The following is a 22,230-nucleotide window of genomic DNA, read 5'->3' as shown; positions in this document are numbered from 1 at the left end:
AACGTGATGGAAACATGGATTCTCCCCGCCGCCTCGCGCTATCCCCGGGTCGGCGGCTGATTTTCACCGGATTCTGATGCGACCTGTTTATCCGTTCAGTGCCATCGTGGGACAAGAGGAGATGAAGCTGGCGCTCCTCTTAGTGGCGATCGACCCGTCGATCGGCGGCGTCATGGTGTTCGGTGACCGCGGGACCGGCAAGAGCACGGCCGTGCGGGCCCTCGCTGGGCTGCTCCCCCAAATGAAGGTCGTCCAAGGGTGCAAGTACGGCTGCGATCCGCAGTCGAGCAACAAGTGCGACGAGTGCCTCAAGCGCCTGGCCGAGGGGCAGCATCCGCGTGCGGTGCTGGCGCCCGTACCGGTGGTCGATCTGCCGCTGGGGGCGACGGAAGACCGGGTGGTCGGTGCGCTCGATCTGGAACGTGCCTTGACCACCGGTGAGAAGGCCTTCGAACCCGGGCTGCTCGCCCGCGCGCATCGCGGCTTCCTCTACGTGGACGAGGTGAATCTGCTTGAGGATCACCTTGTCGACTTGCTGCTCGACGCGGCTGCCACCGGGGAGAACGTGGTGGAGCGCGAAGGGGTGAGCGTGCGGCACCCATCACGCTTCGTGCTGGTGGGCAGCGGGAACCCGGAAGAGGGGGAACTGCGCCCGCAGCTGCTCGACCGCTTCGGGCTCGCGGTCGACGTACGCACACCGACGGCGATCGCCACGCGCATTGACGTGATCAAGCGCCGTGACGCATTCGATCGCGACCCAATGGCGTTCCTCGCCCACTGGCAGAAGGCCGACGCAAAGGTCCGCCGATCCTTGGAGAAGGCGCGCGCCAAACTGGAAGAGCTTACCGTCCCCGACGGCATTCTCGAGCGCGCGGCGGCACTGTGCTCGGCGCTGGGGACCGACGGACTGCGCGGCGAACTCACGCTGCTGCGCACCACGCGAGCGCTCGCCGCGTTCGAAGGCGCCGAGACCGTCACGCTCGACCACCTCCGCCGCATCGCGGCGATGGCCCTACGGCATCGCCTGCGCCGCAACGTGCTCGACGACGCCGGTTCCACCACGCGGGTGGAGCGCGCCGTGGCGGAGCTGTGGGACGCGCCAGCGGGTAATGTCGGCGCGCACTGACCTGCCCGTCAGCCTCGGCGCGCTCTCGGCGCTGTTGCTGGCCGTCGATTCGCGCGGGCTCGGAGGGGCGTTACTCGACCATCCCGTGCACGAGCACGCTCGGCTCTACTCGTCGCTCGTTCGGGCGTGGCTGCCGCGCGGTGCCCCGCTGCGGCGCGTCCCGTCGAGCGTCACGGCCGATCGGCTGTACGGCGGCGTGGACCTCGCGTCCACGCTCGCGCTCGGACGCCTCGTAGCCGAGAAGGGTGTGCTGGCGGCCGCCGACGGCGGCATCGTGGTCGTGCCGATGGCCGAGCGGCTCGCCGTGTCGGCGCGCACGGCGCTGGGTGAGGCGCTCGATCATGGTGAAATCACCGTCCAGCGCGACGGCATTGCCGATCGCCATGCTTCGCGTGTCTGCGTGCTGCTGCTCGATGAATCGGTGGACGATGAACTCGTGCATCCGGCGCTCAAGGACCGCCTCGCGTTCACGGTGCGCGTGGACGGGCGTGTGAGTGAGGAACTCGAGTGGATGGCCGACGAAAGTGAGGCGCATCACTTCGAGACCGTCGTGCGTGACGCGCGCCATCGCCTCGCACAGGTGAGTGTGGACGAGCAGTGGGCCGAGGCGCTCTGCCAGACGGCCGACGCGTTCGGTGTGGACTCGGTGCGAGCCATGCTCTTCGCGCTGCGTTGCGCACGGGCGCACGCAGCGTTGCAGGGGCGGCTGATGGTGACCGAGGAAGATGCGGAGAAGGCGGCGGCGCTCGTCCTCGCGCCGCGCGCCACGCGTCTGCCGCCGCCACCGCCACCGCCGGACGACGACGAGGTGAACGAGCAGGATCAGCAGCCACAAGATCAGGCCGAGCAGAACGAGCCCGAGCCTCCGCCGCCGCCCCCGCAGATGGAGCAGCCGCCGGAACCGCCGGAGAGCGAGCCGCCGGCGGACAGCGACGACGACAGCACGCAGCCCACGCCCGACAGCGGCGAACTGCTGCGCGAGGCGGTGCAGGCGGCGCTGCCTCCCAATCTGTTGGCGCAACTGGTGCAGCATTCATCGGCGGGCAGCATGCAGGGGCGCGTGGGCGAGGAAACGCCCAACCTGTTGCGAGGGCGTCCGCGCGGCGCCCGCAGCGGCTCGCCGCGTGGCGGGGCACGCTTGCACCTGCTGGAGACGCTGCGTGCGGCCGCGCCGTGGCAGCGCGTACGCGGCCAGGCGGCCGCGCCGGCGCTCGCGGGACCGCGGCCCCGTGTGACGGTGCGCCGTGAAGACTTCCGCGTGCGCCGCTTCGTGGAGAAGACCGGGACGACCGTGCTCTTCGTGGTCGACGCCTCGGGGTCGTCGGCGCTGTACCGTCTCGCGGAAGCGAAGGGCGCCGTGGAGCTGTTGTTGGCGGAAACGTACGCGCGGCGCGATCGCGTGAGCCTCATCGCGTTCCGTGGGCAGGGGACCGAGGTCCTGCTGCCGCCCACGCGCGCGCTGGCTCGCGCCAAGAAGGTATTGGCGGCACTGCCGGGTGGTGGCGGGACGCCGCTCGCCCACGCGATCGACGCCGCCGTGGAGCAGGCGATCGCCACCCGGCGAGGGGGCAGTGCCCCCATGGTGGTGATGATGACCGATGGCCGCGCCAACATTGCGCGGGATGGTTCGCCGGGCCGGAAGCAGGCGGAACAGGATGCGTTGGCAGCCGGGGCCCGCTTTGCTTCGCAGCACATTCCGGCGATGTTCGTGGATACGTCGCCGCGCGGTGAAATGGTGGCGCGGCGGATTGCCGAGGCGATGAAGGCGCGTTACATCCTGCTCCCAGCGGCCGATGCCAAGGCGCTGGGTGGGCTGGTGAAGACGGCGCTGCAGATGGCGGACGGAGGAAGTGCATGAGCGGGATCGGCGCAGAGGCGGTGCGGGTAGCGGTGGTGATGACACCGCGGCGTACGGGATGGCGGGCGCGCCTGCAGTCGTTGGTGCGGGCGCGGCATCCTGACATGTTGCACGCCACCGACATCGCGACGCGTGAAACCACGCTGCGGGTGGCCCTGCGCTCGTTCGCCGTGGTCGTGCTGTTCTGGTGGAGCACCACGGGCATCGTGTTCGCTCTCGAGCGCTCACCCGCCACCAGACTGCTCGGGCTGGTCGTGTCGACCGCGCTGGCAGTGTGGGGGGCGTCCCTCGTGTATCTCGAACGCGATCGCGATACGCCGTCGGCGGCGCGGCGCAGTTTCCTCGGGGGCGCGTTCCTCTGGACCTGGGCCCAGGTGACGTTCTACGGCGCGTGGGTCATCGGCCCCGAGTCGCTCCGCCTCCATATCCCCGCACAGCCGCCCTCGTGGGCCTTTGCGGTGCAGGCGGTGCTGTCGATGTTCTGGTATCAGCTCGTCATGCTGGCGGTGCTGGCCACCACGGCGATCATCACGCACAAGCGCGTGAATCCCACCGGATGGTGGACGGCGGCGCTCTTCTGGTGCGTGCACCAGGTCGCGAGCATCAACATCTTCCTCGGCGTCGAGAACAGTGGCCGAGGATTCTTTCCCGAAGATCTCGTTTTTCTCGAGAGCTACTTCGGCCCCGCCGTCAACAGCCTGTTCCTCCCGTTCACGGTCGCCTGCGTGATCGCGTACACGCTGTATACGGCGATCTATGCGATCCGCGGCCGCACGCCGGCGTACCGCCAGGCGATGATGCTGCTCACGGTGATCGGAGTACTCTCGGTGCTGGAGCTGGCCGTGCTCGGTGCGCCCATTCAGCTCCCGTTGTGGGAGGCGTTCCTGGCGGTACGCGGATACTAAGGGCCGGATACCCCGAAGCCGGGCCACGATCGCGGCGCGCCCGGTTTGCACGAGCGGCTCATTCGTAGCGCAGGGCTTCGATGGGGTCCAGGCGTGCCGCCCGCTGGGCGGGAATCATGCCGAATAGAATCCCGATGCCCACCGATACGACGACGGCGATGACGGTCAGGGTGATCGGGACGGGCGCATCCACGTCGAGCGCGACCGACGCGACGCGCCCGAGGAGCAACCCCACGAGAATGCCGATCGCGCCACCAATGCCGGTGAGCGTACTGGCCTCCACGAGAAACTGCAGCAGGATGTCCCGCTTCGTGGCCCCCAGCGCCTTGCGTACGCCGATTTCGCGCGTGCGGCTGGTGACCGAAACGGTCATGATGGCCATGACCCCGATGCCGCCCACCAGAAGGGCCACGCCGCTCAACACGATCATCACAAGGAAGAACACGTCGGTGATGCTGTTGAACGTGTCGAGGATCTGGTCCTGCGTGACGAGGTCGAAGGTGTTGCCGGATCCCGGGCGCAGGTGTCGCGCCTCTCGCAGCACCATCTCCACCGCCGACTGTGCCTCGGCCACCTTCACACCTGCGCGGGGCTTGATGGGCATGAACAGTGCGTTGGTCCGATCGATCGTGTAGGCGCGGTCCATGAAGCGATACGGCACGATCGCGCCCACCGCCTGACCCGGTGGCGCGAAGATGTTGCCGGGTTCCTCCCACAGCCCGATCACCTGCAGGACCCGTCCGCCGATGCGCACGGTGCGCCCCATCATCTGCTCGTTGCCGAAGAGGGATCGCGCCGTTTCGGTCTGGAGTACCACGACCGGCGCACCACCAAGAATTTCCGCCCGCGTGAACCAGCGTCCGGTGACCAGCTCGCCACCCTGGATCTGTGTGAACCCGTCGTCGGCGCCGAAGACCGCCACGCCCTGACTGCGCACGCCATCCGCCTCGATGCGCGCCAGCGTTTGCGCCCATAGCGAGACATAGCCGATCTCTGGCAGCAGCCGAATCCGCTCCACCTCCGCCTCGGTGAGATCCGGGCGGATGCGCACATCCTTGGGGAGGTCGTCGGGGTTGAGCGGCGTCTGCGAGAACTTCTTGAGTACGTAGAACGTGGTGGGGCCAGCCACCTCGATCGTGTTCACGATCTGGTCGCGCACGCCCTGCACGATCGCCGCCATCGCCATCACGGTCGCCACGCCGATCACCACGCCCAGGATCGTCAGCGACGAGCGCAACTTGCTCACGCGCAGCGCGTCGAAGGCGATGCGGACGTTCTCGCCGACGGCGTCGAGCGTCATGTTTCCGCCCGCATGGCCGTGATGGGATCGAGCCGTGCCGCACGGGCCGCCGGGTACACGCCGAACAGCACACCGATGCCGGCACCAAGGGCTAGCGCAAGCACCACACTCCACGGCGTGACGCGGGCGGGCAGGGGACTCAGCGTGGAGACCAGCAGGGCGAGCCCCCACCCCGCGGCAACGCCGAGGGCGCCGCCGGTCGCCGCCAGCGCCACGGCCTCGGCAAGGAACTGGCGGCGTACATCGGTAGCCGTGGCCCCGACCGCCTTGCGCAGGCCGATTTCGTGCATGCGCTCGGTGACGGCCATGAGCATGATGTTCATGATCACGATGCCACCCACCAGAATGCCGATCGCCACGACTGCCGGCACCACCGCAAAGAGCACGCGCGTGAGCTGCTTCCAAAAGGCAATGAACGCCTCGCCGGTACCGATGTCGAAATTGTCGCGGTCCGAGGGGCGTAGCTGTCGGTTCACACGCATCGCCTCTTGCGCCCGCGCCATGCCTGGCGCCACCTGCTCGGCCTCGCGCATCTTCACCGACACGACCGTGCTTTGGCGCCGCCCGTAGATCGACTCGAAGGCCGGAATGGGAATCATTACGAACGCATCGAACGACTGCCCCAGCACGCGCCCCTTGGGGGCAACGGTGCCGATCACCGTGAAGCGTTGGCCGCCGAGCCGAATCTCCTGGTCGACGGCGTTGCCGCTGTCGAAAAGATCCTTCGCCACATCGGCCCCGACGACGATCACGTTGCGGCGCTCGCGCACGTCCACATCGCTCAGGGGGCGGCCACTCGTGAAGCGATAGTCCTGCACGTCCTGGTATCCCGCTGTCACGCCGAAGACCAATACGCTACCGAGGGTGCGGTTGCGCCAGACGATGTCGCCGCGTGGGGTAGGCCAGCCGGACGTCAGCCCGATCGCAAGGGCATCGGGAATCGCGCGCTGGACCGCATCGGCGTCGGACTCGTCGATGCGCGGCCGACGCTGCAGCAGACGGAACTCGTCGTCGGTGAACAGCCCCAGACTGATCGGCAGGCGGCGCACCTGAAAGGTGTTCATGCCGATCATCGCATCGGCGATGTTTTCCTTCACGTAGGCGTTCATCCCCTGGATGATCGCCACGACGGCCACGAGGAATCCCACGGACACCACGATACCGAGCAACGTGAACGTGGTGCGCAGCGGGTTCACGCGGAGCTGGCCGAGGGCCATACGGATGATGTCCGAAGACCGCATTGGACTGTGGGTGCGAGGTGCGCCCGGGCTACTCGTAACGGAGCGCTTCGACGGGGTCGAGGTTCGAGGCCTTCACGGCGGGGAGCATGCCGAACGCCACGCCCGTGATGGCACTCGCCACGAGCGCCGTAATCACGATGCTCGTGGGCAACTCGGCGGGGATACTAGTGTTGCTCCGGATCACCCACGCCAAGAGCGCGCCGATCGACAGGCCGATGATCGCCCCGATGGTCGTGAGGGTGGCCGCCTCGACGAGGAACTGCCAGCGGATGGTGCCCGCGGTCGCGCCGAGGGCCTTGCGGACGCCGATCTCGCGGGTGCGCTCGGTCACGGAGATCATCATGATGGCCACGACGCCCACGCCACCCACGAGCAGGGCCACGGCCGACAGGGCAAGGCCGACGGCGAAGATCGCACCAAACAGCTGGTCGAAGGTCTCCATGATGCGGTCCTGTTCGACCAGATAGAAGTCGTTGCGGTCTCCGGGCTTGAGGCCGCGGCGGGCGCGCATCGAGGCGAGCACCTCGTCCATCACTTCTTCTTGGGTGGCGGTCGGTGCCGGACGCACGAAGAGGGTGAGACTGCCACGGAATGCATCGAGCTGACGGATGGCGGTGGTGAGCGGGATGATCGCCCGAGGCGTATCCGGGCCACGCCCTTCAAGTGACCGCAAGAATCCCGCCCGTGGCGTGTAAACCCCCACCACCGTGAACTGTCGGCCGCTGACCGTGATCTGCTTCCCGATGGGATCGGAATCGCCAAAGAGCTGCGCCTTGAGGGTGTCGTTCACCAGCACGACCGGCTGCCCCGCGTTCTCCTCGGTGCGCGTGAAGTTGCGACCGGGCGCGATGTCCGACGCGTTCACCGCCGGCCACTCCACGCTGTACGCATCGTAGCCCACGTTGTCCACGCGACTGTTGCGGTAGGCAAAGTTTCCCTGGCCGCCTTGCGTGCCCACGACTTCCTGCACGCCCGGGAGGCGACGGATCATCTCCCATTCACCGACGGTGATGGGTGGATTGCGTCGATCCGGGCACTTTTCGTCGGTCCCGTCGCAGGCGGAGATCCCGGAGCCTCGGCGCTGCACGATGAAGGTGGTGGCGCCGATCTCCTCGAGATCCTTCTGGAACGAGGCGCGAATGCCGGTCACGACCGCGCCCATGGCGACCACCACGAACACGCCGATCGCCACACCGGCGATTGTGAGCCCCGCACGCACCTTGTTGCCGCGGATGGCTTCGAGCGCCATCGCCACCCCTTCGAGTACCAGCAGCAGGCTGTTCATCGATTACTCCGACCGTAGTGCGGCGATGGGATCGAGCTTCGAGGCGCGGCTGGCCGGATACAGCCCCGCCCCGATCCCCACGCCGGCGCCGGTTACGAGCGCGGCCACAATGGACCACGGGGCCACGGCGGCTGGCAACGGCGTGAGCAGTTCGATCACCTTGGCCAGCCCCACCCCCAGAGCAATGCCGATGGCGGCGCCGATGGTGCTCAGGGTCGCCGCTTCCACGAGAAACTGTGACAGGATGTCGCCGCGCTTGGCGCCGAGTGCCTTACGCACGCCGATTTCGCGCGTGCGTTCGGCCACGGCGACCAGCATGATGTTCATGATCACCATCGCGCCGACCACGAGGCTGATGGCCGGGAGTGCCGTGCCGAAGAGTACCAGGCGCCCCTTGAGTTCCTTGATGAAGCCGAACGCCGCATCCTGCGTGACGAGTCCGAAGTTGTCGGCCTCACTGGCACGGAGGCCACGGAAGGCACGCAGGGCGCCGCGCGCCAGTTCGATGCCTTCGGCGAGGTCGCCCTGAGTGGGCGCTTGCACGATCAGCGATCCATAATCGCGTTGAGGGCGAAGGATGCGCTGCATCGGTGACGTGTGCGGCGCGATCGCGAGCCGATCGAGGGAGAAGCCGAAAACCGACCCCTGCTTCTCGATCACGCCGATCACCGTGAACGGCACACCCGCCACGCGCAACGTGCGGTTGAGCGGGCTCAGGCCGGGAAAGAAATGATCGGCGACTTCCACGCCGATCACCATCACCGGTGAGCCGGCGCGCACTTCCTGATCCGTGAAGGCGCGCCCCTGCGTGACCGCAAACTTCTTGATGGCGAAGTAGTTCGCGTCGGTTGCCACGGTTTGCACCTGTCGCGGCCGCGCGCCTGGCGCCGAGGCGTACTTGAAGCTCTCGCTGGCCACGGTCGACGTCATCGTGGCCGGTAGCACTGCCCGGACGGCGTCAAAGTCCGTCATGCGAAGCAACGGACGGCGCTGAGCCGCACGCGCATCGAAGCCACGGTTTCCGCCGGGGCCGACATTGTCAAAGCGCCGCAGCGTGAACGTGTTGGTGCCGATCAGGCGGGCGGCGAAATCCTCCTCGACGTACTTGCCCATCCCTTCCACGATGGACACCACGGCAATGAGGAACATCACGCCAATGGTCACCCCGAGCAGGGTGAAGGCGCTCTTGAGTTTCTGGACCCGAAGCTGGGCCAGGGCGAGAATGACGGCGTCGCGGGTTTTCACCCGTGAACAATAACCTAGACCGGGCGCCGGGCGCCTCTCCGGAGGTGCCCGGCGCACGGCCGACGCGCCGACGCGCCGACGCGCCGGCGAGGGGCGAGCTCGACCGCTGGTCGGTCCTTGCCCCCCTTACTCGTAGCGAAGCGCTTCCACCGGATCGAGCTTGGCGGCGCGACTGGCAGGGAGGATGCCGAAGAGGATGCCGGTGATCGCGCTCGCCCCAAGCGCCGCCACCACGGCCAAAGGCGGGATGCTGGCCTCGATCGGGGTAAAGGTGCGAATGGCCAGCGTGCCGATCCACCCCACAAAGAGGCCGATCATCCCGCCGATGCCTGTCAGCGTGGCCGCTTCCACCAGAAATTGCCACAGGATGGTGGCCCGGGTGGCGCCCAGCGCCTTGCGGACGCCGATCTCGCGTGTCCGCTCGGTCACCGAGATCATCATGATCGCCACCACGCCCACGCCACCCACGATCAGCCCCACGCCCGAAAGCGCGATCATCACCAGAAAGAACATCCCGAAGATCTTGTCGTACGTTTCGAACAGCTTGTCTTGCGTGATGATCGCGAAGCTCGATGCTTCAGCCGGTCGCGCCCCGCGCAGGCCGCGCAGCGTGGCCGTGACGTCGTCGATCGCCAGATCGCGCGCCACCGCCGGCGCGCGGTTGTCGCGGGGCTTCACGGCGAGGCCGATGTTGCTCTCGCGGGCGCCGATGTGGCGTACGAGTGCCGTGACGGGCACCACGGCCTTCGGGCGCTCACCGCCAGACAGGAAACTGCTGTTGTCCTTGAACACCCCAATCACGTCGAATGGCACGTCATTGAGCGTGACGGTCTTGCCGATCGGATCAGCATCGCCGAACAGGCGCTCCGCCATGAGTGTGGTGATGACCGCGACGCGTGCGCCGGTACGCGCCTCGGCCTGGGTGAAAGCACGCCCCGGATACACCTCGGGCGCGCTGATCGCCGTCCATTCCGCGGAGTATCCCTCCACACTCGTGGCGGAGAGCTCCGTTCCGCGATACCGCACCTTCGCCCCCCAGTCGAGGCGCTCTCCGACTGCGTCCACGGTGGGGAGACGGCGCAGGGCCTCGATCTCGCCGCTGCGGATCGGCGGGTTGCGTAGCCACTTGCACGTGTTTTCGCTGCCGTCGCAGTTTTCGAAGCTGATCGGGTACCGCGAGACGAAGAACGTGGTGGGGCCGGTGCTGGCGAAGTCCTTGGCCACGGACTCGTTAATGCCGTGCACGGCGGCCGCGATGGCGACCACCACGAACACGCCGACGGCGATGCCGAGGATGGTCAGGCCGGCGCGGACCTTGTTCGCGCGGACGGCATCGATGGCAATGCGCACGCCTTCGGTGACCGCGGAGAGCCGCGTGGTATAGCGGGTCATAGGGGTTACTCCGTGCGCAGGGCAGCGATGGGGTCGAGGCGGGACGCACGACTGGCGGGGTACACGCCGGAGATGATTCCCACGCCGGCGCCGAGGGCCACCCCCACCACGATCGACCAGGGGGCGACGCTCGCCGGGAGGGGAGAGACGGCGGCGATCAGTTGCGCAAGGCCGATCCCGAGCGCCACGCCGATCGCCGAGCCGATCGTGCCGAGGGTGGAGGCCTCAATGAGGAACTGCAGGAGGATGTCGCGCCGCTTGGCACCGAGCGCCTTGCGGATGCCGATCTCGCGCGTGCGCTCGGCCACGGCCACCAGCATGATGTTCATGATCACGATCGCGCCCACCACGAGGCCGATGGCCGGTAGCGCCACGCCGGCAAGCACGAGATACCCCTTGATCTTGTTCCAGAACTCCAGCGCGGAGTCGGCGGTCTGGAGCGAGAAGTTGTCCCTTTGGGCCGGGCGCAACTTCCGGACGGCGCGCATGGCGGCGCGCACGAGCTCCATGTTCTCGGTCATGGCCGGCACGCTGGGCGACTGAATCACCACAGCGTCAACGATGTTCGGGCGCGAATTGAGCAAACGTCGTGCTGGCGAACGGAAGGAGGCAACGATGTAGTTGTCGAACGACATGCCGAACACCTTGCCCTGTGACTCACCAAGCCCCACCACACGATAGGGGACGCCACCGAGCTTCACCTCGCGCCCCAGTGGATCGAGGCCGGGGAAGAGCCGGTCGGCCGCATCGGGCCCGATCACGACCACCTTTTCGCCGCGGTCGAGTTCCTGCTCGGTGAGGAGCCGCCCTCGGGTGACGCCCATCTTCTTGATCTCGAAGAACGCTCCCTGGACGGCCACGGCGCGCACCTGGCGCGGCTTGCCGCTGGTGCTGCTCGATGCCAGGGTCATGTCTTCGCTGAAGAGATACCAGCGCGTGTCGGCGGGGAGGCCGCGGGTGGCCGGCTCCACGTCGGTGATGTCGAGCCGTGGGCGTTTGCGGTACTCCTCCCAGGTGGACTCGTCGACGTCGCCAATGTTGATGTTGGGGCGATGCCGCAGCTCGAAGGTATTCACGGCGATCAGCTTGCCGATCAGATCCTCCTCCATGTACCGCCCCATCCCTTCTACGATGGAGACGACCGAGATGAGGAACATCACGCCAATGCAGACACCGAGGAGCGTGAACGCGCTCTTCAGCTTCTGCGTGCGGATCGTCCGCAGCGCCAGGCGAATGGCATCGAAAAAAGGCACAAGGGGCTCGCAGGGTAGGAGACGGTGCTACCCCTACGCCCGCGGGCCCCTCGTGTTTCACGCCGCCGCGATTCAGTGCGCGCTGTGCGTCAGACCGATTCGCGCGATGAACTGTTCCCGGGTTTCGTCATTGGCGATCACCCCGTCGCGCAGGACGACCACACGGCGCGCGTGCGCAGCGATGTCGGGCTCGTGTGTGACCATCACCACCGTCTGCCCCTGCTGCGCGAGCTCCTCGAAGACGCGCATGATCTCCTCGCTCGTCTGGGAGTCGAGGTTGCCGGTGGGTTCGTCGGCGAGCAGGATCGACGGCCGGTTCACGAGGGCGCGAGCGATGGCCACACGCTGGCGCTGCCCGCCGGAGAGCTCATTGGGCCGGTGGTGCACGCGTTCCCCGAGCTGCACCCGCTCCAGCGCCTCCGTCGCGCGCGCCTTGCGCTCGTCGGCCGACACCCCGGCGTACACGAGCGGCAGTTCCACGTTCTGGAGGGCCGATGCGCGGGGCAGCAGGTTGAAGGTCTGGAAGACGAACCCGATCTCCTTGTTGCGTACGCGGGCGAGCTGATCGTCCGACATCTGCGACACGAGCTGTCCGCTCAGCCAGTACTCCCCCTCGTTGGGTGTATCGAGGCAGCCGATGAGGTTCATCAGCGTGGACTTGCCCGAACCCGAGGGGCCCATGATGGCGACATACTCGTTGCGGCGGATGGCGAGGTCGACGCCCCGGAGGGCACGTACGATTTCTCCGCCCATGTCATACTGCCGCTTGAGCTGACGCGTGACGATCACCCAATCTGCCGTGGGTGCTGCGCCGTGGGTGGCCGTGACGGCGAGGCGCTCCCCGGTGGTGCTCAGGCCGATCTCGCCGGCGAGGCTCACGACTTCTTCTCCGCCGCCTTCTTGTCGTCGGGCACGGCCGGCTTCACGAGCGCGCCGTCCTTGAGTTCGCGAATGGCCTGGTACGTCCCGGCGACGATCTTCTCGCCGCTCTTGAGCCCGTCGAGGACTTCAAAGTGGCGCTCGCCGGCAATGCCGACCTTGACCGGGCGGAAGCTCACCGTGTTATCGGTGCCGACGATGAACACCCCCTCCACGTCCCGCTTGCCGACCTGCTTGGTGGGCTCGCGGCCTACCGTCACGGCGGAGTCGCCCTGGGGGAGCTCTTCGTTCTCGCGTACGGTGAGCGCGATGATCGGAATGCTCAGCGCCTTCATGCGCGTGGCCGTGACGATCTTCGCCGTGGCGGAGAAGTCCGGGCGGGTCTCCGTGGGCGGGTTGGTGAGCTGGACGCGCACTTCATAATCGATCGCCTGGTCACCCGTGCTGGCGGCACCGGCCGCCTTGGTCACCGAGCTGTTGGAGATCTCGACCACGCGACCCACGAAGGTCGTGTCGGGGAAGGCATCGATCTGGATGAGCGCCGAGTCGCCCACGCTGATGCGGGCCACGTCGGTCTCGTCCACCTTCACCTTGGTCTCGAGCACGCTCATGTCGCTGATGGTGAGGAGCGTGGCCGCGTCCTTGTTGAGCGTCCCCATGATCGCGGTTTCGCCCTCCTCCACGTTGAGGCGGGTGACCTTGCCGCTCATCGGCGCGGTGATCGTGGTGCGGCTCAGCGCCTGGCGCGCATCACGGACGGAGGCAATGGCCTGCTCGACGGAGTAATTCGCCGCCTCGGCCAGTGCCTTGTTCACCTCGGCCTGCGTGCGGAGCTGCTCGAGCTGTTCCTCACTCACGAGGCTCGGCGACTGCTTCTGGATCTGCGCCGACCGCTCGTAGTTGCGCTGGGCCTGAATGAGATTGGCCTTGGCCTGCGCCGCCTGCGCGCGGGCCGACGCGAGCGTCGCGGTCGCGCGCTGCATGGCGGCGGTGGCCTGCTCGGGATCGATTTGCAGCAGGAACTGGCCCTTGGTCACGAGGTCGCCCTCCTTCACCGAGAGGCGCACGATCTTTCCCGTCACATCGGCCGACACGTCGACCTTGGTGCGCGGCTGAATCTGACCACTGGCGGTCACGGAGGCCACGAGGTCGCGCGCCTCCACGGCTTCCACGCGGACGTCCACGGGCTTGGTCGTGTTGCGCTTGGCGGCCACAATGGCGAGGGCGGCCACACCCGCCACGACGACGCCGGCGATTCCGAACTTGACTGTTTTGGTCATGACTGATCTCTGTTAACGAAGCGGACGGCCGGCAGCGTTCTCGAGCGCCGCAAAGGCGCGCTGTACATCGTAGACGGCGGTGATGCGATCGGTTTCGGCGCGCTCGTAATCGCCGCGTGCCTGCACGAGGTCCACGAGGCTGATCGCCCCCACGCGGTAGCGCTCCTGCGCCAGCGAGAGGGCCGTGCGCGCCGTGCGCACGTTCTGTTCCTGCAACTCCACCGTCTGCTGCGCGGTGTTGAGCTGCAGGAAGGCGGCGGTCACGTCCGCCGTCATGCGCAGTTCCTGGGTGCGCGTGTTGTTCTCGGCGTTCTTCCGCTGGACCTGGGCCTGCTCGATCTGCTGCTCCCGGCGGAAGCCGTTGAACAGGGGGAGCGAGAGGCTGGCCGAGATGTTGTACGGATTGCGCGTGAAGTCGAAGGGGTACTTGCTCTGCGCGTTGCGAATGGCGGCTTCCTGCACGGGAGTGAAGGCGATCCCTTCGCACTGCGCGAGGCCGTTGGGGAGCTGCAGTCGCGCCCGCACCTCCTCCGTGCGGATGCAGGAGCTGCGCGCGCTGAGCGTGCTGCCTTGCGCCTGCGTGATCAATTGCTCGGTGCTGGTGAAGCGGTTGGTGAACGCCGACACACCGGCCTGCAACGAGAGGGCAGGGTAGTACCCGCTCTTGGCCGACGAGACCTGCCGGCGCGCCGACTCTTCGCGGAGCTTGAGCGCCTCGAGGGCCGGGTTGGCACGCCGCGCCATGTCGAGCACGGCCTGCAGTTCGAGGGCCGGCGGGGCCGGCAGATTGGGGTCGAGCATGGTGCCCGCCACCGGCGTCATGCCCATCTGCTGGAAAAGGCGCACGATTTCGACCTGCACCGTGTTGCGCGCGCGGAGCGAGGCCACGCGCTGCTGGCCGTCAGCCACCTCGGCGCGCTGCACGTCGAGCTGTGTGCCCGACCCCACCTGCAGACGGGCGCGGGCCAGCTGCAGCTGGGCGGTCGTGGTGATGAGCAGGGTGTCCTGCAGGACCACATTGGCCTGCGCCTGCAGCGCCGTGAGATACTGCGTGGTCACCGTGTTGCGCACGGTCAGTTCGGCGGCGGCGATGTCGGACTCGGTCGCGCTCTGTTCCGCCTTGATGGCGCGGCGGTCGTTGAGCGCGCCAAGCGAGAGATTGAGGTTCGCCGACGCGCTGGCGTCGGTGGAGAGCTGATCGTTGGTGGAACCAAAGCCCTGACCTTGGAAGAAGGTCTGACGCCCTTCACGATAGCCGCCACCAAAACTGGTGTTGACGTTTGGGAGAAACGCCCCGTTCGCTGCCCGGACGTTTGCGGCTGCCGTGCGGCGCGCGTTGACCGAATTCTGCAGCGTCGGGTTGTTGCGACGGGCCAGCGTGAGCGCATCGTTCAATGTCAGGACATTCCCCTGAGCCGGCGACGGCGTCTGGGCGAAGGCGAGCGCCGGAGAGCTGATGCCGGCCGCTGCACCGATCGCAAGCGCGAGCACATGGGGTCTCACGGAAAGTTTCATGGCGACGAATCGAGGAAAGGAATAATGCCTGGGGGGTGTACGGCGCCCCTCGGCAGATGGTTTCAGGGCAGACGGGTGGGGCGCGGCATCCGCCACCATGCCTTGCGGTTCAGCGCGGGACGTCGTCACGGATGGCCTCCAGGCCGCGCGATGGGATACTGATACGCAGGAGCTGGCCGTCATGTTCGGCCCACACGAGCCGGACTTCGCCGCTGGCCGTGACAATGCGATACCGCTGAGCCGTACGTCTGGCCCCTGCAATGGTGACGATATCGGCATCCGTTTCGAGCACCACCCGAACCGCGCCCTGGGTGTTGGCGACCGGCGTAAGGGAGGGGAGGGTCATGCCGCTCCCCACGGCAATCGGGCCGCGACGCACGAGGAGCATGTGCTGCACCAGTCCGTCTTCCTCCACCACGACGGCTCCCGGAAGGAGCAGGTATTCGCGGGCCGATTCACCGGTCACGCCGCGGGCGAGGGTGGCGAAACGCCCGCGCACGCGCTGCCCGCCGAGGCGTAGCGTCTGCTCTGCACCACGGCGTTCCTCCACGGAATAGCGGAGCGGCGTTCCTGCCGAATCGACTTCCAGTCGCATGGCGGTGCGGTGATCGCCAACGGCCGATTCCGAGCGGAGCTCGATCGTGGGGCCTTCATTGGTGGTGAGCTGCTGTGCCGAGAACTGCTCGCGCCCCACGCGCTGTCCGTTGACGAGGAGCGTGAAGCTCCCTACGTCGAGGCGGACCGGCTGCGACGCCGGCGGTACGCGGTCGCCACCGGCCGACGCCATGGCCCGCATGGGCACGGGCAGGGCCGCCATCAGAGTGGCGGTGAGCACCAGAGTACGACGGCCGGGAGACGCCGGCAGGCGGAGCGCAATCGACGGAAGGCGGACCATCCGCGGAAGATAGCTGATTTGGCCCCGAGGATCGGTGCCTCTTCGCATTGGGGAACCCGCTGGGGTATTCTGGGGCGATGATCGCCCGCTTCCGACGCCCCGGACCTGCTGCGCCTGATGCCCTCGCCGCCGACCAGGCGGAAGGGGGGAGATGGCCCGCGCTGTGGGTGGCCAGCAGCGCCTGGGCCCTGGGGGCCCTGGCCTATTGGCTGCAGGAGCCGGGTTGGGGACGACTCCTGGCGGTCGTTGTCGGGACTGCCGCCGCCGCCGGCTGCCTCCCGGTGGTCCGTCGGCCGCGGACCTTCGCCATGGCCACCGTTGGGGCGCTGGTGGTCGGCTGCATCATGGCGGGGCTCGATACGGCGTCCCTCCTGACCGTGCGCGATCGTTGGGTGGACTGGTCAGTCACGGAACGAGGGGAACGCGCAGAGCGCGTCGCGCGCAGCATCGAGGCCACGGCGGCAGGCCTGCGGGAAGCGTCACGGTCGATGGCGACAGACACCGCCCTTGTGGCGAGACTGCAGGAAGACGGGAGGACGCTCCTCGCGCCCCCGACCCTCCCCGGCGGCACCGCGACGGCCGCGGTCGTCTACCACAACGGTCGTCTCGTTCGCCGCGCCGGGCAGCTCTTTACACCGATCCAGCCAACCTGTCCCGCGGGGGTCCGGCTGGTCGATGGTGTATTCCATACGTCGCTCGTCGCCTGCGCCTACTCGGAAGACCGGCGTACGGTGGTCCTCATGAGCGCCCTGATCGCCTCTGCCCCTCCGGCCGATCAGTTTGCGCGCAGTCTGTTGCAGACGTTGCCGAACAATGTCGATGTGGACCACACGTCGGTCGAGTCTCCAGACAGCTCGTTCGTCACGCCGGGGGCCACCGTCGTGGTCGTCACCGATGGTACGCAGCGGCTCGCGCGCATTCGGGCGACGACCTACACCGAAGGCGAGACACTGCTTCGGCTCGAGCAGCATGCCCGCGCCCGTACAGGCGTGGCGCTCGCACTGGCGCTGATCTGCTTTCTCGTGGTGGCGTGGCGTCGCCCAGCCGCCACCCTCGAACGCATTGGGGCGGCGCTCACGGTGTTGATGACCGTCGCACTGGCGCCGCTCGCCGGGCTGTCGAACGTGTCGGGGCTCCTCGATCCACGCAGCTATTTCGCGCCGCATGGTGGGCCGCTCACTTCCACCATTGCCGCGCTGATCGTCACAGCGGCGCTCGTGCTGGCTGTGTGCCTGTTTGCCATCCGTACCGCGAGGCAGCGCCCCTCCAAGGTGTCGGCCGTCGCGCTTGTGCTCGTGGGGGCCGTGGGAGGCCCTCTCCTGCTGCGTGACCTCGCCCGTGGCATTACGGTGCCTCCCGCCGGTGCCGGCTTCTCCTTATGGATGGCCTGGCAACTCGGTCTTGCCCTCGTGGGTGTGACCGTCCTGCTCGTGGCCGCTGCGGCCGGCCAGACCGCGCTTGGCTCGCGACGCGGGTTGCCTCCTCTCCTCTCGGTGCTCGTGGCGCTCGCCGCCGGTGCACTCGCCCCCGTCCTCTGGGAGGCCCCCGGTACCTGGCCCATCTGGTATTCCGCGCTCTGGGTGCTGGCCATGGCTTCGCTTGCCTTCACCCGCGGCGGCCTCGCGCAGGTCGCGGCCGCCGCCGTCGTCGCCGGCGTTGGCGCCACCACACTCACCTGGAGCGCCACGATCCGCGCGCGGATCGCGCTGGCGCAGCATGACATCACGCGCATCGGGGAAAGCGATCTCGATGCGCAGCGACTGCTCGAGCGTTTCGCGATCAGTCTGCGCGATGAGGTCCGTCCGGTCCGTAGCAGCGAGGTCCTGCTGCGGCGCTTCGCGAGCAGTGAATTGGCGCGCGCCGGCTACGCCGCACGACTCGCGCGTTGGACGCCCGCCGCACGCGATTCGGCCGTCTCCGTACTCGAACTCACGCCCGTGACCGATACGGTGGGCGCGCAGGCGTACCTCGCCGTGCTGGCCCGTGAAACGGGAGCCGTGGAGATCCGCGAGGCTCGTGACGGGCTCACCAGACTGCTCCTCGCTGCCGTCCCCGCGCCCGATGGCGTGGTGACGACCGTGGCCGTGCCGCCGCGCACAAGCCTGCAGCCCGTGGATCCGTTTTCCGCTTTCACGGGCGTGACGGGCGCACGCCGTGCCGATCCGCCGTATCGATTGGCCATTGGGGCGGCGCTGCCGGATGATGCGGCGTCTCCGACGCTTGCCTGGCGCCGCCGCGGCAATGCGCTGCATGGCGACGGTGTGGCCGGCGACTCGGTGTACCTGAGCCGCGTGCATGTGGAAGTGGAACTCGGGGGGCTCGATCTGTTGCCGCGCGGCGCGTTGCTCGTGCTCTTCGACGTGGCGATCGTGATGCTGCTCTGGGCCGTCACGGCGCTCGCCGACGGGGCACTCACCCGGCTGCTCACGGTCCGTCGTGTGCGCTGGTCTCGTTCGTATCGCGTACGCCTCAGCGGCGCTCTGCTCGGGTTCTTCATTACCCCGGCCGCGATCTTCGCGCTGTGGGCATGGTATCGCCTGCAAGATGACGACCGTGCTGCCCGTGAACTGCTGGTGCGCGAGACACTTCGTGTGGCGGCGGCGGAGCAGGAGCAGCGCCCACTCGACGCGGGGCGCTCCAGCACCGGGGCGCCTCTCTTCCTGTACCGCAATGGTCTGTTGGTGAGTGCGAGCGATCCGTTGCTGGAGGCACTCGCGCCCCTTGGCCGAGTGCTTCCCGTTACGCTCACCCCCGACGACTTTGGCAGCGACGACATCTTCACCACGCGTCGCCTGACCACCGGCGTCACCCGCACGCTGGTGGGCTATCGACAGCTGATGCGCACCACCGACACGGCCCGCGCCACCTTGGTGCTCGCCACGCCGGCGCGCGGTGACGAGTTCGCGCTCGACGAACGGCGCGAGGACCTTGGTGTGCTCGTGCTGTTCGCCACGATGTTGGGCGCGCTGGCCGCCAGCTGGTCAAGTGGAGTGGCCGCGCGCGCGCTCGCGCGGCCGGTCCGCACGCTGCGTGAGGCGGCCCTCGCGATTGCGGCGGGACGCCCGGCCCCCGGGCTGGGCACGGTCCCGGCCACCGAGTTTGCGCCGGTGTATCGCGCCTTCACCCGCATGGCCGGTGATTTGACGACCGGTCGCGCGGCGCTCGAGGCGGCCCAGCGTCGCACGGCGGCCGTGCTGCAGCACGTTGCGAGCGGCGTGGTGGCGATGCTCCGCGATGGCGCCATCACGCTGGCCAACCCGCGCGCGGTCGCCCTGTTGAATGCACCCGTGCAGCAGGTGGGCGCGTCGCTCGACATGCTCCCCGACAGCCTCCGGCCCCTCGTGCAGCAATGCCACGCCTTTCTCGACGGCAACGTAGAGGAGGAGGCGTTCGAATTGTCCGTGGGCACCCGACAACTCCAGGCACGACTTACGCGCCTGCCGAGTGGTGCCGTGCTTACTCTCGACGACATTACCGACCTCGCCTCGGCGCAGCGGGTGCTCGCGTGGGGCGAGATGGCCCGGCAGGTCGCTCATGAGATCAAGAACCCGCTCACGCCCATCCGGCTCGGTGTGCAGCACCTGCGGCGTGCGTATCGCGACGGCCGGGGAGACTTTGCGCACATCCTCGACACCAACGTGGCCCGGGTGCTCGAGGAAATCGATCATCTCGATGAGATTGCGCGCGCCTTCAGCCGCTACGGCACCGCCCCCTCGGAACGTGCCCCGACGGTCGCCGTGGATGTGCGTGCCGTCGTGGATGATGTGGTGGCGCTCGAGCGACTCGGCGATCACGCCGAGCAGGGGCAACGGGTGGCGTGGGTGCGCGATCTTCCAGACGTCGGGTCGTTCGAGGCGCTGGCGCAGCGGGACGAATTGCGTGAGGTATTGATCAACCTGCTCGAAAATGCGCGGCTCGCCGGCGCCTCCCGTGTCGCGATCGTCGGGCGCGCGATCGATGGGCACCTCACGCTCGAGGTGATCGACGACGGCGCCGGTATCGCGGCGCACGTGTTACCACAGGTATTCGAACCCCACTTCTCCACCCGCACCAGCGGCAGCGGGCTCGGTCTTGCCATCAGCCGCCGACTCATCGAGGGGTGGGGGGGCACGGTGGGACTCACGAGCATCGTGGGGCAGGGGACGACGGTGCGCATCACGTTGCCCCGCGCGGGGGCGTCTGCGCGGGAAGCATCCGGCGAGCTGAGACGTTAAACTTGGGTATGGCTTACCCCACCCCATCGACGGACCAGCTTCCCACCGCATCGCCACCGCCGCATTTGGCGACGTGGCAGTTGCCGCCGGGCTGGTCATGGGGGGACGAGGCGATCATGCGTGAGCACCGCCACTACCAAGAGGTGGTCGACGCGTTGGGGCGATCGTTGTCGCTCGTGAGCATGCCGGACCCAGCCCATGCCGACTGGCTGCGGGCCGAGGCGCGCGCCTTGGCGCATCGCAATCACCCGTCGATTCCCACGACTTACCACTATTGGGCCTCCTACGAGGAGAGTCGTCGCGGGCCCGGGTATCTGCGTCGCTGGATCAGTGGCGAAACCGTCCACTCGCGCGTGTCGCGTCTGGGTCCGGAGTCCATCCAGGTGGGCTTTCAGGTGCTCCGGGAAGCGGGCAGCACGCTCGCCTATCTGCACGATACCGCCGCGGCGCACGGCGCCATGTCGGCCAGCACTGTGTGGCTCACGCCGGGTGGTCGACTCTGGCTGCTGGGGTGGGAATGGGTGCTGCCCCGCGAGCTGCGCCCCGCCGGGCTCATCCCCGATCCCGCCTTCACCCCATGGGCCCCCGAGTGGGCCCCGGGTGAATGGAAGCCGACCGCTGCCAGCGATCAATGGCAGCTCGCGGCTATGCTGTTCATGATGCTGACCGGCGAGACGCCGCCGGAACGGGACGTGCCGCCGCTTGCGCTGCTGCGCAGCGACTGTCCCCAAGCGCTGGCCACGGTGCTCGAGCGTGCCCTCTCGCCCGATCCGGGTGACCGGTATCCCAGCATCGCGACGATGCTGCGCGAACTCGATCGCAATGTGTCGGTGCGTCCGGTGATGATTGCGCCGGAGGGCGACGAGCTGCCCAGGTCACTCGACTCCGCCGAGGGCCGCCTGCGTTGGGCCACGGCCGACGATTACGAGATTCTCGCGCCCCTCGGTAAGGGACAGTTCGGCAGCGTGTGGCGCGCGCGCGACCTCTCGCTCTCGCGCGAAGTCGCCATCAAGGTGCTGCATCCGCACATCGCGCGCGATGATATCGCCGTGGCGCGATTCCGTCTGGAGGCGCGCCTCGCCGCTCAGCTTGCGCATGTGGCGATCGTGCCGATCTACGACAGTGACAGCCGCGGTGGTGTGGTGTGGTATACCATGGAGCTCGCCGAAGGCGGGTCCGTGGCGAATCTTGTTTCGCGCAGCGGCCCGCGCGCCTTTGAGGAGGTGGCGCCGCAGGTCGACGCGATCCTCGAGGCGCTGCACGCCGCGCACAGCAGCGGCATCATTCATCGCGACCTCAAGCCGGAGAACATCCTCATCGACCGCTACCGCCGGTGGCGCATCGGTGACTTCGGCATCGCGTATGCGCTGGGCGACGAAAACGCGGGTACATCGGGCACCCCGTCGTTCGCGGCGCCGGAGCAGCTGCTGGGTGAAGCGCAGGGCGCGGCCACCGACTGCTATGCGCTGGCCAGCATCGTGTATTTCGCGCTTACGGGACGCGCGCCCTTCGGCGAGGGCGGCCCCGAGCAGATCCTTGCGCGCCAACTCTCCGACACGCTCCCCGAGCAGCTCCTGCAGGATGGCTTCCCCGAAGAGCTGCGCAGCTGGATCGCGCGCGGGCTTGCGCAGCGCGTGGAGGATCGGTGGCCGGATGCACAGGAAATGCGTGCGGCGTGGCGACAAGTGGTGCGCGCGACCCGTCGCGCGGAAGATCAGCGGCCGTGGTGGCGCCGACTGATCGATGGGATTCAGGACGATGAGAATACCGAGGTCACACCGGGCTGGTAGCGCCGAGGTCTGGGGCGCGCACGCAGCCCGGCGACCGTGGCCTCTTGGCGGG

At 68.0% G+C, this 22,230-nt stretch carries 15 protein-coding genes; 5 read left to right on the top strand and 10 right to left on the bottom strand.

Going from position 1 to position 22,230, the window contains the following annotated elements:
* Positions 1 to 76 precede the first annotated feature (76 nt).
* The 3 genes from bchI to ACIQ51_RS07485 are packed head-to-tail and all read left to right on the top strand — an operon-like array spanning position 77 to position 3,889.
* A complete protein-coding gene (bchI, locus tag ACIQ51_RS07495; RefSeq protein ID WP_396204406.1) occupies positions 77 to 1,126 on the top strand; it encodes a magnesium chelatase ATPase subunit I in 1,050 nt (349 codons plus the stop codon).
* Positions 1,110 to 2,984 carry a magnesium chelatase subunit D gene (locus tag ACIQ51_RS07490; RefSeq protein ID WP_396204405.1) on the top strand — a complete coding sequence of 625 codons (1,875 nt, stop codon included), beginning with the start codon at positions 1,110 to 1,112 and terminating at the stop codon, positions 2,982 to 2,984. Before bchI ends, ACIQ51_RS07490 begins: the two co-directional genes overlap by 17 nt.
* Complete coding sequence (locus tag ACIQ51_RS07485) at positions 2,981 to 3,889, top strand: DUF3623 family protein (RefSeq protein ID WP_396204404.1); 909 nt, start codon at positions 2,981 to 2,983, stop codon at positions 3,887 to 3,889. The genes ACIQ51_RS07490 and ACIQ51_RS07485 overlap by 4 nt, the downstream gene beginning before the upstream one ends.
* Before the next feature lie 58 nt (positions 3,890 to 3,947).
* Here ACIQ51_RS07485 and ACIQ51_RS07480 read toward each other — a convergent pair whose 3' ends face one another.
* From ACIQ51_RS07480 to ACIQ51_RS07435, 10 genes are all read right to left on the bottom strand, one after another.
* Entirely contained in the window at positions 3,948 to 5,189 is a 1,242-nt protein-coding gene (locus tag ACIQ51_RS07480; RefSeq protein WP_396204403.1) for an ABC transporter permease, read from the bottom strand.
* Positions 5,186 to 6,406 carry an ABC transporter permease gene (locus tag ACIQ51_RS07475; RefSeq protein WP_396204402.1) on the bottom strand — a complete coding sequence of 407 codons (1,221 nt, stop codon included), beginning with the start codon at positions 6,404 to 6,406 and terminating at the stop codon, positions 5,186 to 5,188. Before ACIQ51_RS07475 ends, ACIQ51_RS07480 begins: the two co-directional genes overlap by 4 nt.
* Positions 6,407 to 6,458: 52 nt before the next feature.
* A complete protein-coding gene (locus tag ACIQ51_RS07470; protein WP_396204401.1) occupies positions 6,459 to 7,715 on the bottom strand; it encodes an ABC transporter permease in 1,257 nt (418 codons plus the stop codon).
* Between the two features lie 3 nt (positions 7,716 to 7,718).
* A complete protein-coding gene (locus tag ACIQ51_RS07465; RefSeq protein ID WP_396204400.1) occupies positions 7,719 to 8,960 on the bottom strand; it encodes an ABC transporter permease in 1,242 nt (413 codons plus the stop codon).
* 126 nt (positions 8,961 to 9,086) lie between these two features.
* Entirely contained in the window at positions 9,087 to 10,352 is a 1,266-nt protein-coding gene (locus ACIQ51_RS07460) for an ABC transporter permease (protein WP_396204399.1), read from the bottom strand.
* 5 nt (positions 10,353 to 10,357) lie between these two features.
* Positions 10,358 to 11,605: an ABC transporter permease gene (locus tag ACIQ51_RS07455; RefSeq protein ID WP_396204398.1), complete on the bottom strand. Its 1,248-nt coding sequence runs from the start codon at positions 11,603 to 11,605 to the stop codon at positions 10,358 to 10,360.
* Positions 11,606 to 11,677: 72 nt separating this feature from the next.
* Positions 11,678 to 12,460, bottom strand: a complete 783-nt coding sequence (locus ACIQ51_RS07450; protein ID WP_396204412.1) for an ABC transporter ATP-binding protein — start codon at positions 12,458 to 12,460, stop codon at positions 11,678 to 11,680.
* 20 nt (positions 12,461 to 12,480) lie between these two features.
* Positions 12,481 to 13,764, bottom strand: coding sequence for an efflux RND transporter periplasmic adaptor subunit (locus tag ACIQ51_RS07445; RefSeq protein ID WP_396204397.1), 1,284 nt, complete (start codon positions 13,762 to 13,764; stop codon positions 12,481 to 12,483).
* 12 nt (positions 13,765 to 13,776) lie between these two features.
* Positions 13,777 to 15,279, bottom strand: a complete 1,503-nt coding sequence (locus ACIQ51_RS07440; RefSeq protein WP_396204396.1) for a TolC family protein — start codon at positions 15,277 to 15,279, stop codon at positions 13,777 to 13,779.
* A 109-nt stretch (positions 15,280 to 15,388) separates the two neighbouring features.
* Complete coding sequence (locus tag ACIQ51_RS07435) at positions 15,389 to 16,174, bottom strand: hypothetical protein (protein WP_396204395.1); 786 nt, start codon at positions 16,172 to 16,174, stop codon at positions 15,389 to 15,391.
* 77 nt (positions 16,175 to 16,251) lie between these two features.
* Here ACIQ51_RS07435 and ACIQ51_RS07430 point away from each other — a divergent pair, with 77 nt between their 5' ends.
* Both ACIQ51_RS07430 and ACIQ51_RS07425 read left to right on the top strand, forming a co-directional pair.
* A complete protein-coding gene (locus tag ACIQ51_RS07430; protein WP_396204394.1) occupies positions 16,252 to 20,388 on the top strand; it encodes an ATP-binding protein in 4,137 nt (1,378 codons plus the stop codon).
* Between the two features lie 8 nt (positions 20,389 to 20,396).
* Complete coding sequence (locus ACIQ51_RS07425; RefSeq protein ID WP_396204393.1) at positions 20,397 to 22,178, top strand: protein kinase; 1,782 nt, start codon at positions 20,397 to 20,399, stop codon at positions 22,176 to 22,178.
* Positions 22,179 to 22,230 lie beyond the last annotated feature (52 nt).

The organism is Gemmatimonas sp., assembly GCF_044344655.1.
Lineage (GTDB): Bacteria > Gemmatimonadota > Gemmatimonadetes > Gemmatimonadales > Gemmatimonadaceae > Gemmatimonas.
This window is presented reverse-complemented; position numbering and strand designations above follow the sequence as displayed.

Coding starts and splice junctions, on each gene's coding strand:
- bchI (WP_396204406.1), top strand. CDS start 77: ATGCGACCTGTTTATCCGTTCAGTGCCATCGTGGGACAAGAGGAGATG.
- ACIQ51_RS07490 (WP_396204405.1), top strand. CDS start 1,110: ATGTCGGCGCGCACTGACCTGCCCGTCAGCCTCGGCGCGCTCTCGGCG.
- ACIQ51_RS07485 (WP_396204404.1), top strand. CDS start 2,981: ATGAGCGGGATCGGCGCAGAGGCGGTGCGGGTAGCGGTGGTGATGACA.
- ACIQ51_RS07480 (WP_396204403.1), bottom strand. CDS start 5,189: ATGACGCTCGACGCCGTCGGCGAGAACGTCCGCATCGCCTTCGACGCG.
- ACIQ51_RS07475 (WP_396204402.1), bottom strand. CDS start 6,406: ATGGCCCTCGGCCAGCTCCGCGTGAACCCGCTGCGCACCACGTTCACG.
- ACIQ51_RS07470 (WP_396204401.1), bottom strand. CDS start 7,715: ATGAACAGCCTGCTGCTGGTACTCGAAGGGGTGGCGATGGCGCTCGAA.
- ACIQ51_RS07460 (WP_396204399.1), bottom strand. CDS start 10,352: ATGACCCGCTATACCACGCGGCTCTCCGCGGTCACCGAAGGCGTGCGC.
- ACIQ51_RS07445 (WP_396204397.1), bottom strand. CDS start 13,764: ATGACCAAAACAGTCAAGTTCGGAATCGCCGGCGTCGTCGTGGCGGGT.
- ACIQ51_RS07440 (WP_396204396.1), bottom strand. CDS start 15,279: ATGAAACTTTCCGTGAGACCCCATGTGCTCGCGCTTGCGATCGGTGCA.
- ACIQ51_RS07435 (WP_396204395.1), bottom strand. CDS start 16,174: ATGGTCCGCCTTCCGTCGATTGCGCTCCGCCTGCCGGCGTCTCCCGGC.
- ACIQ51_RS07430 (WP_396204394.1), top strand. CDS start 16,252: ATGATCGCCCGCTTCCGACGCCCCGGACCTGCTGCGCCTGATGCCCTC.
- ACIQ51_RS07425 (WP_396204393.1), top strand. CDS start 20,397: ATGGCTTACCCCACCCCATCGACGGACCAGCTTCCCACCGCATCGCCA.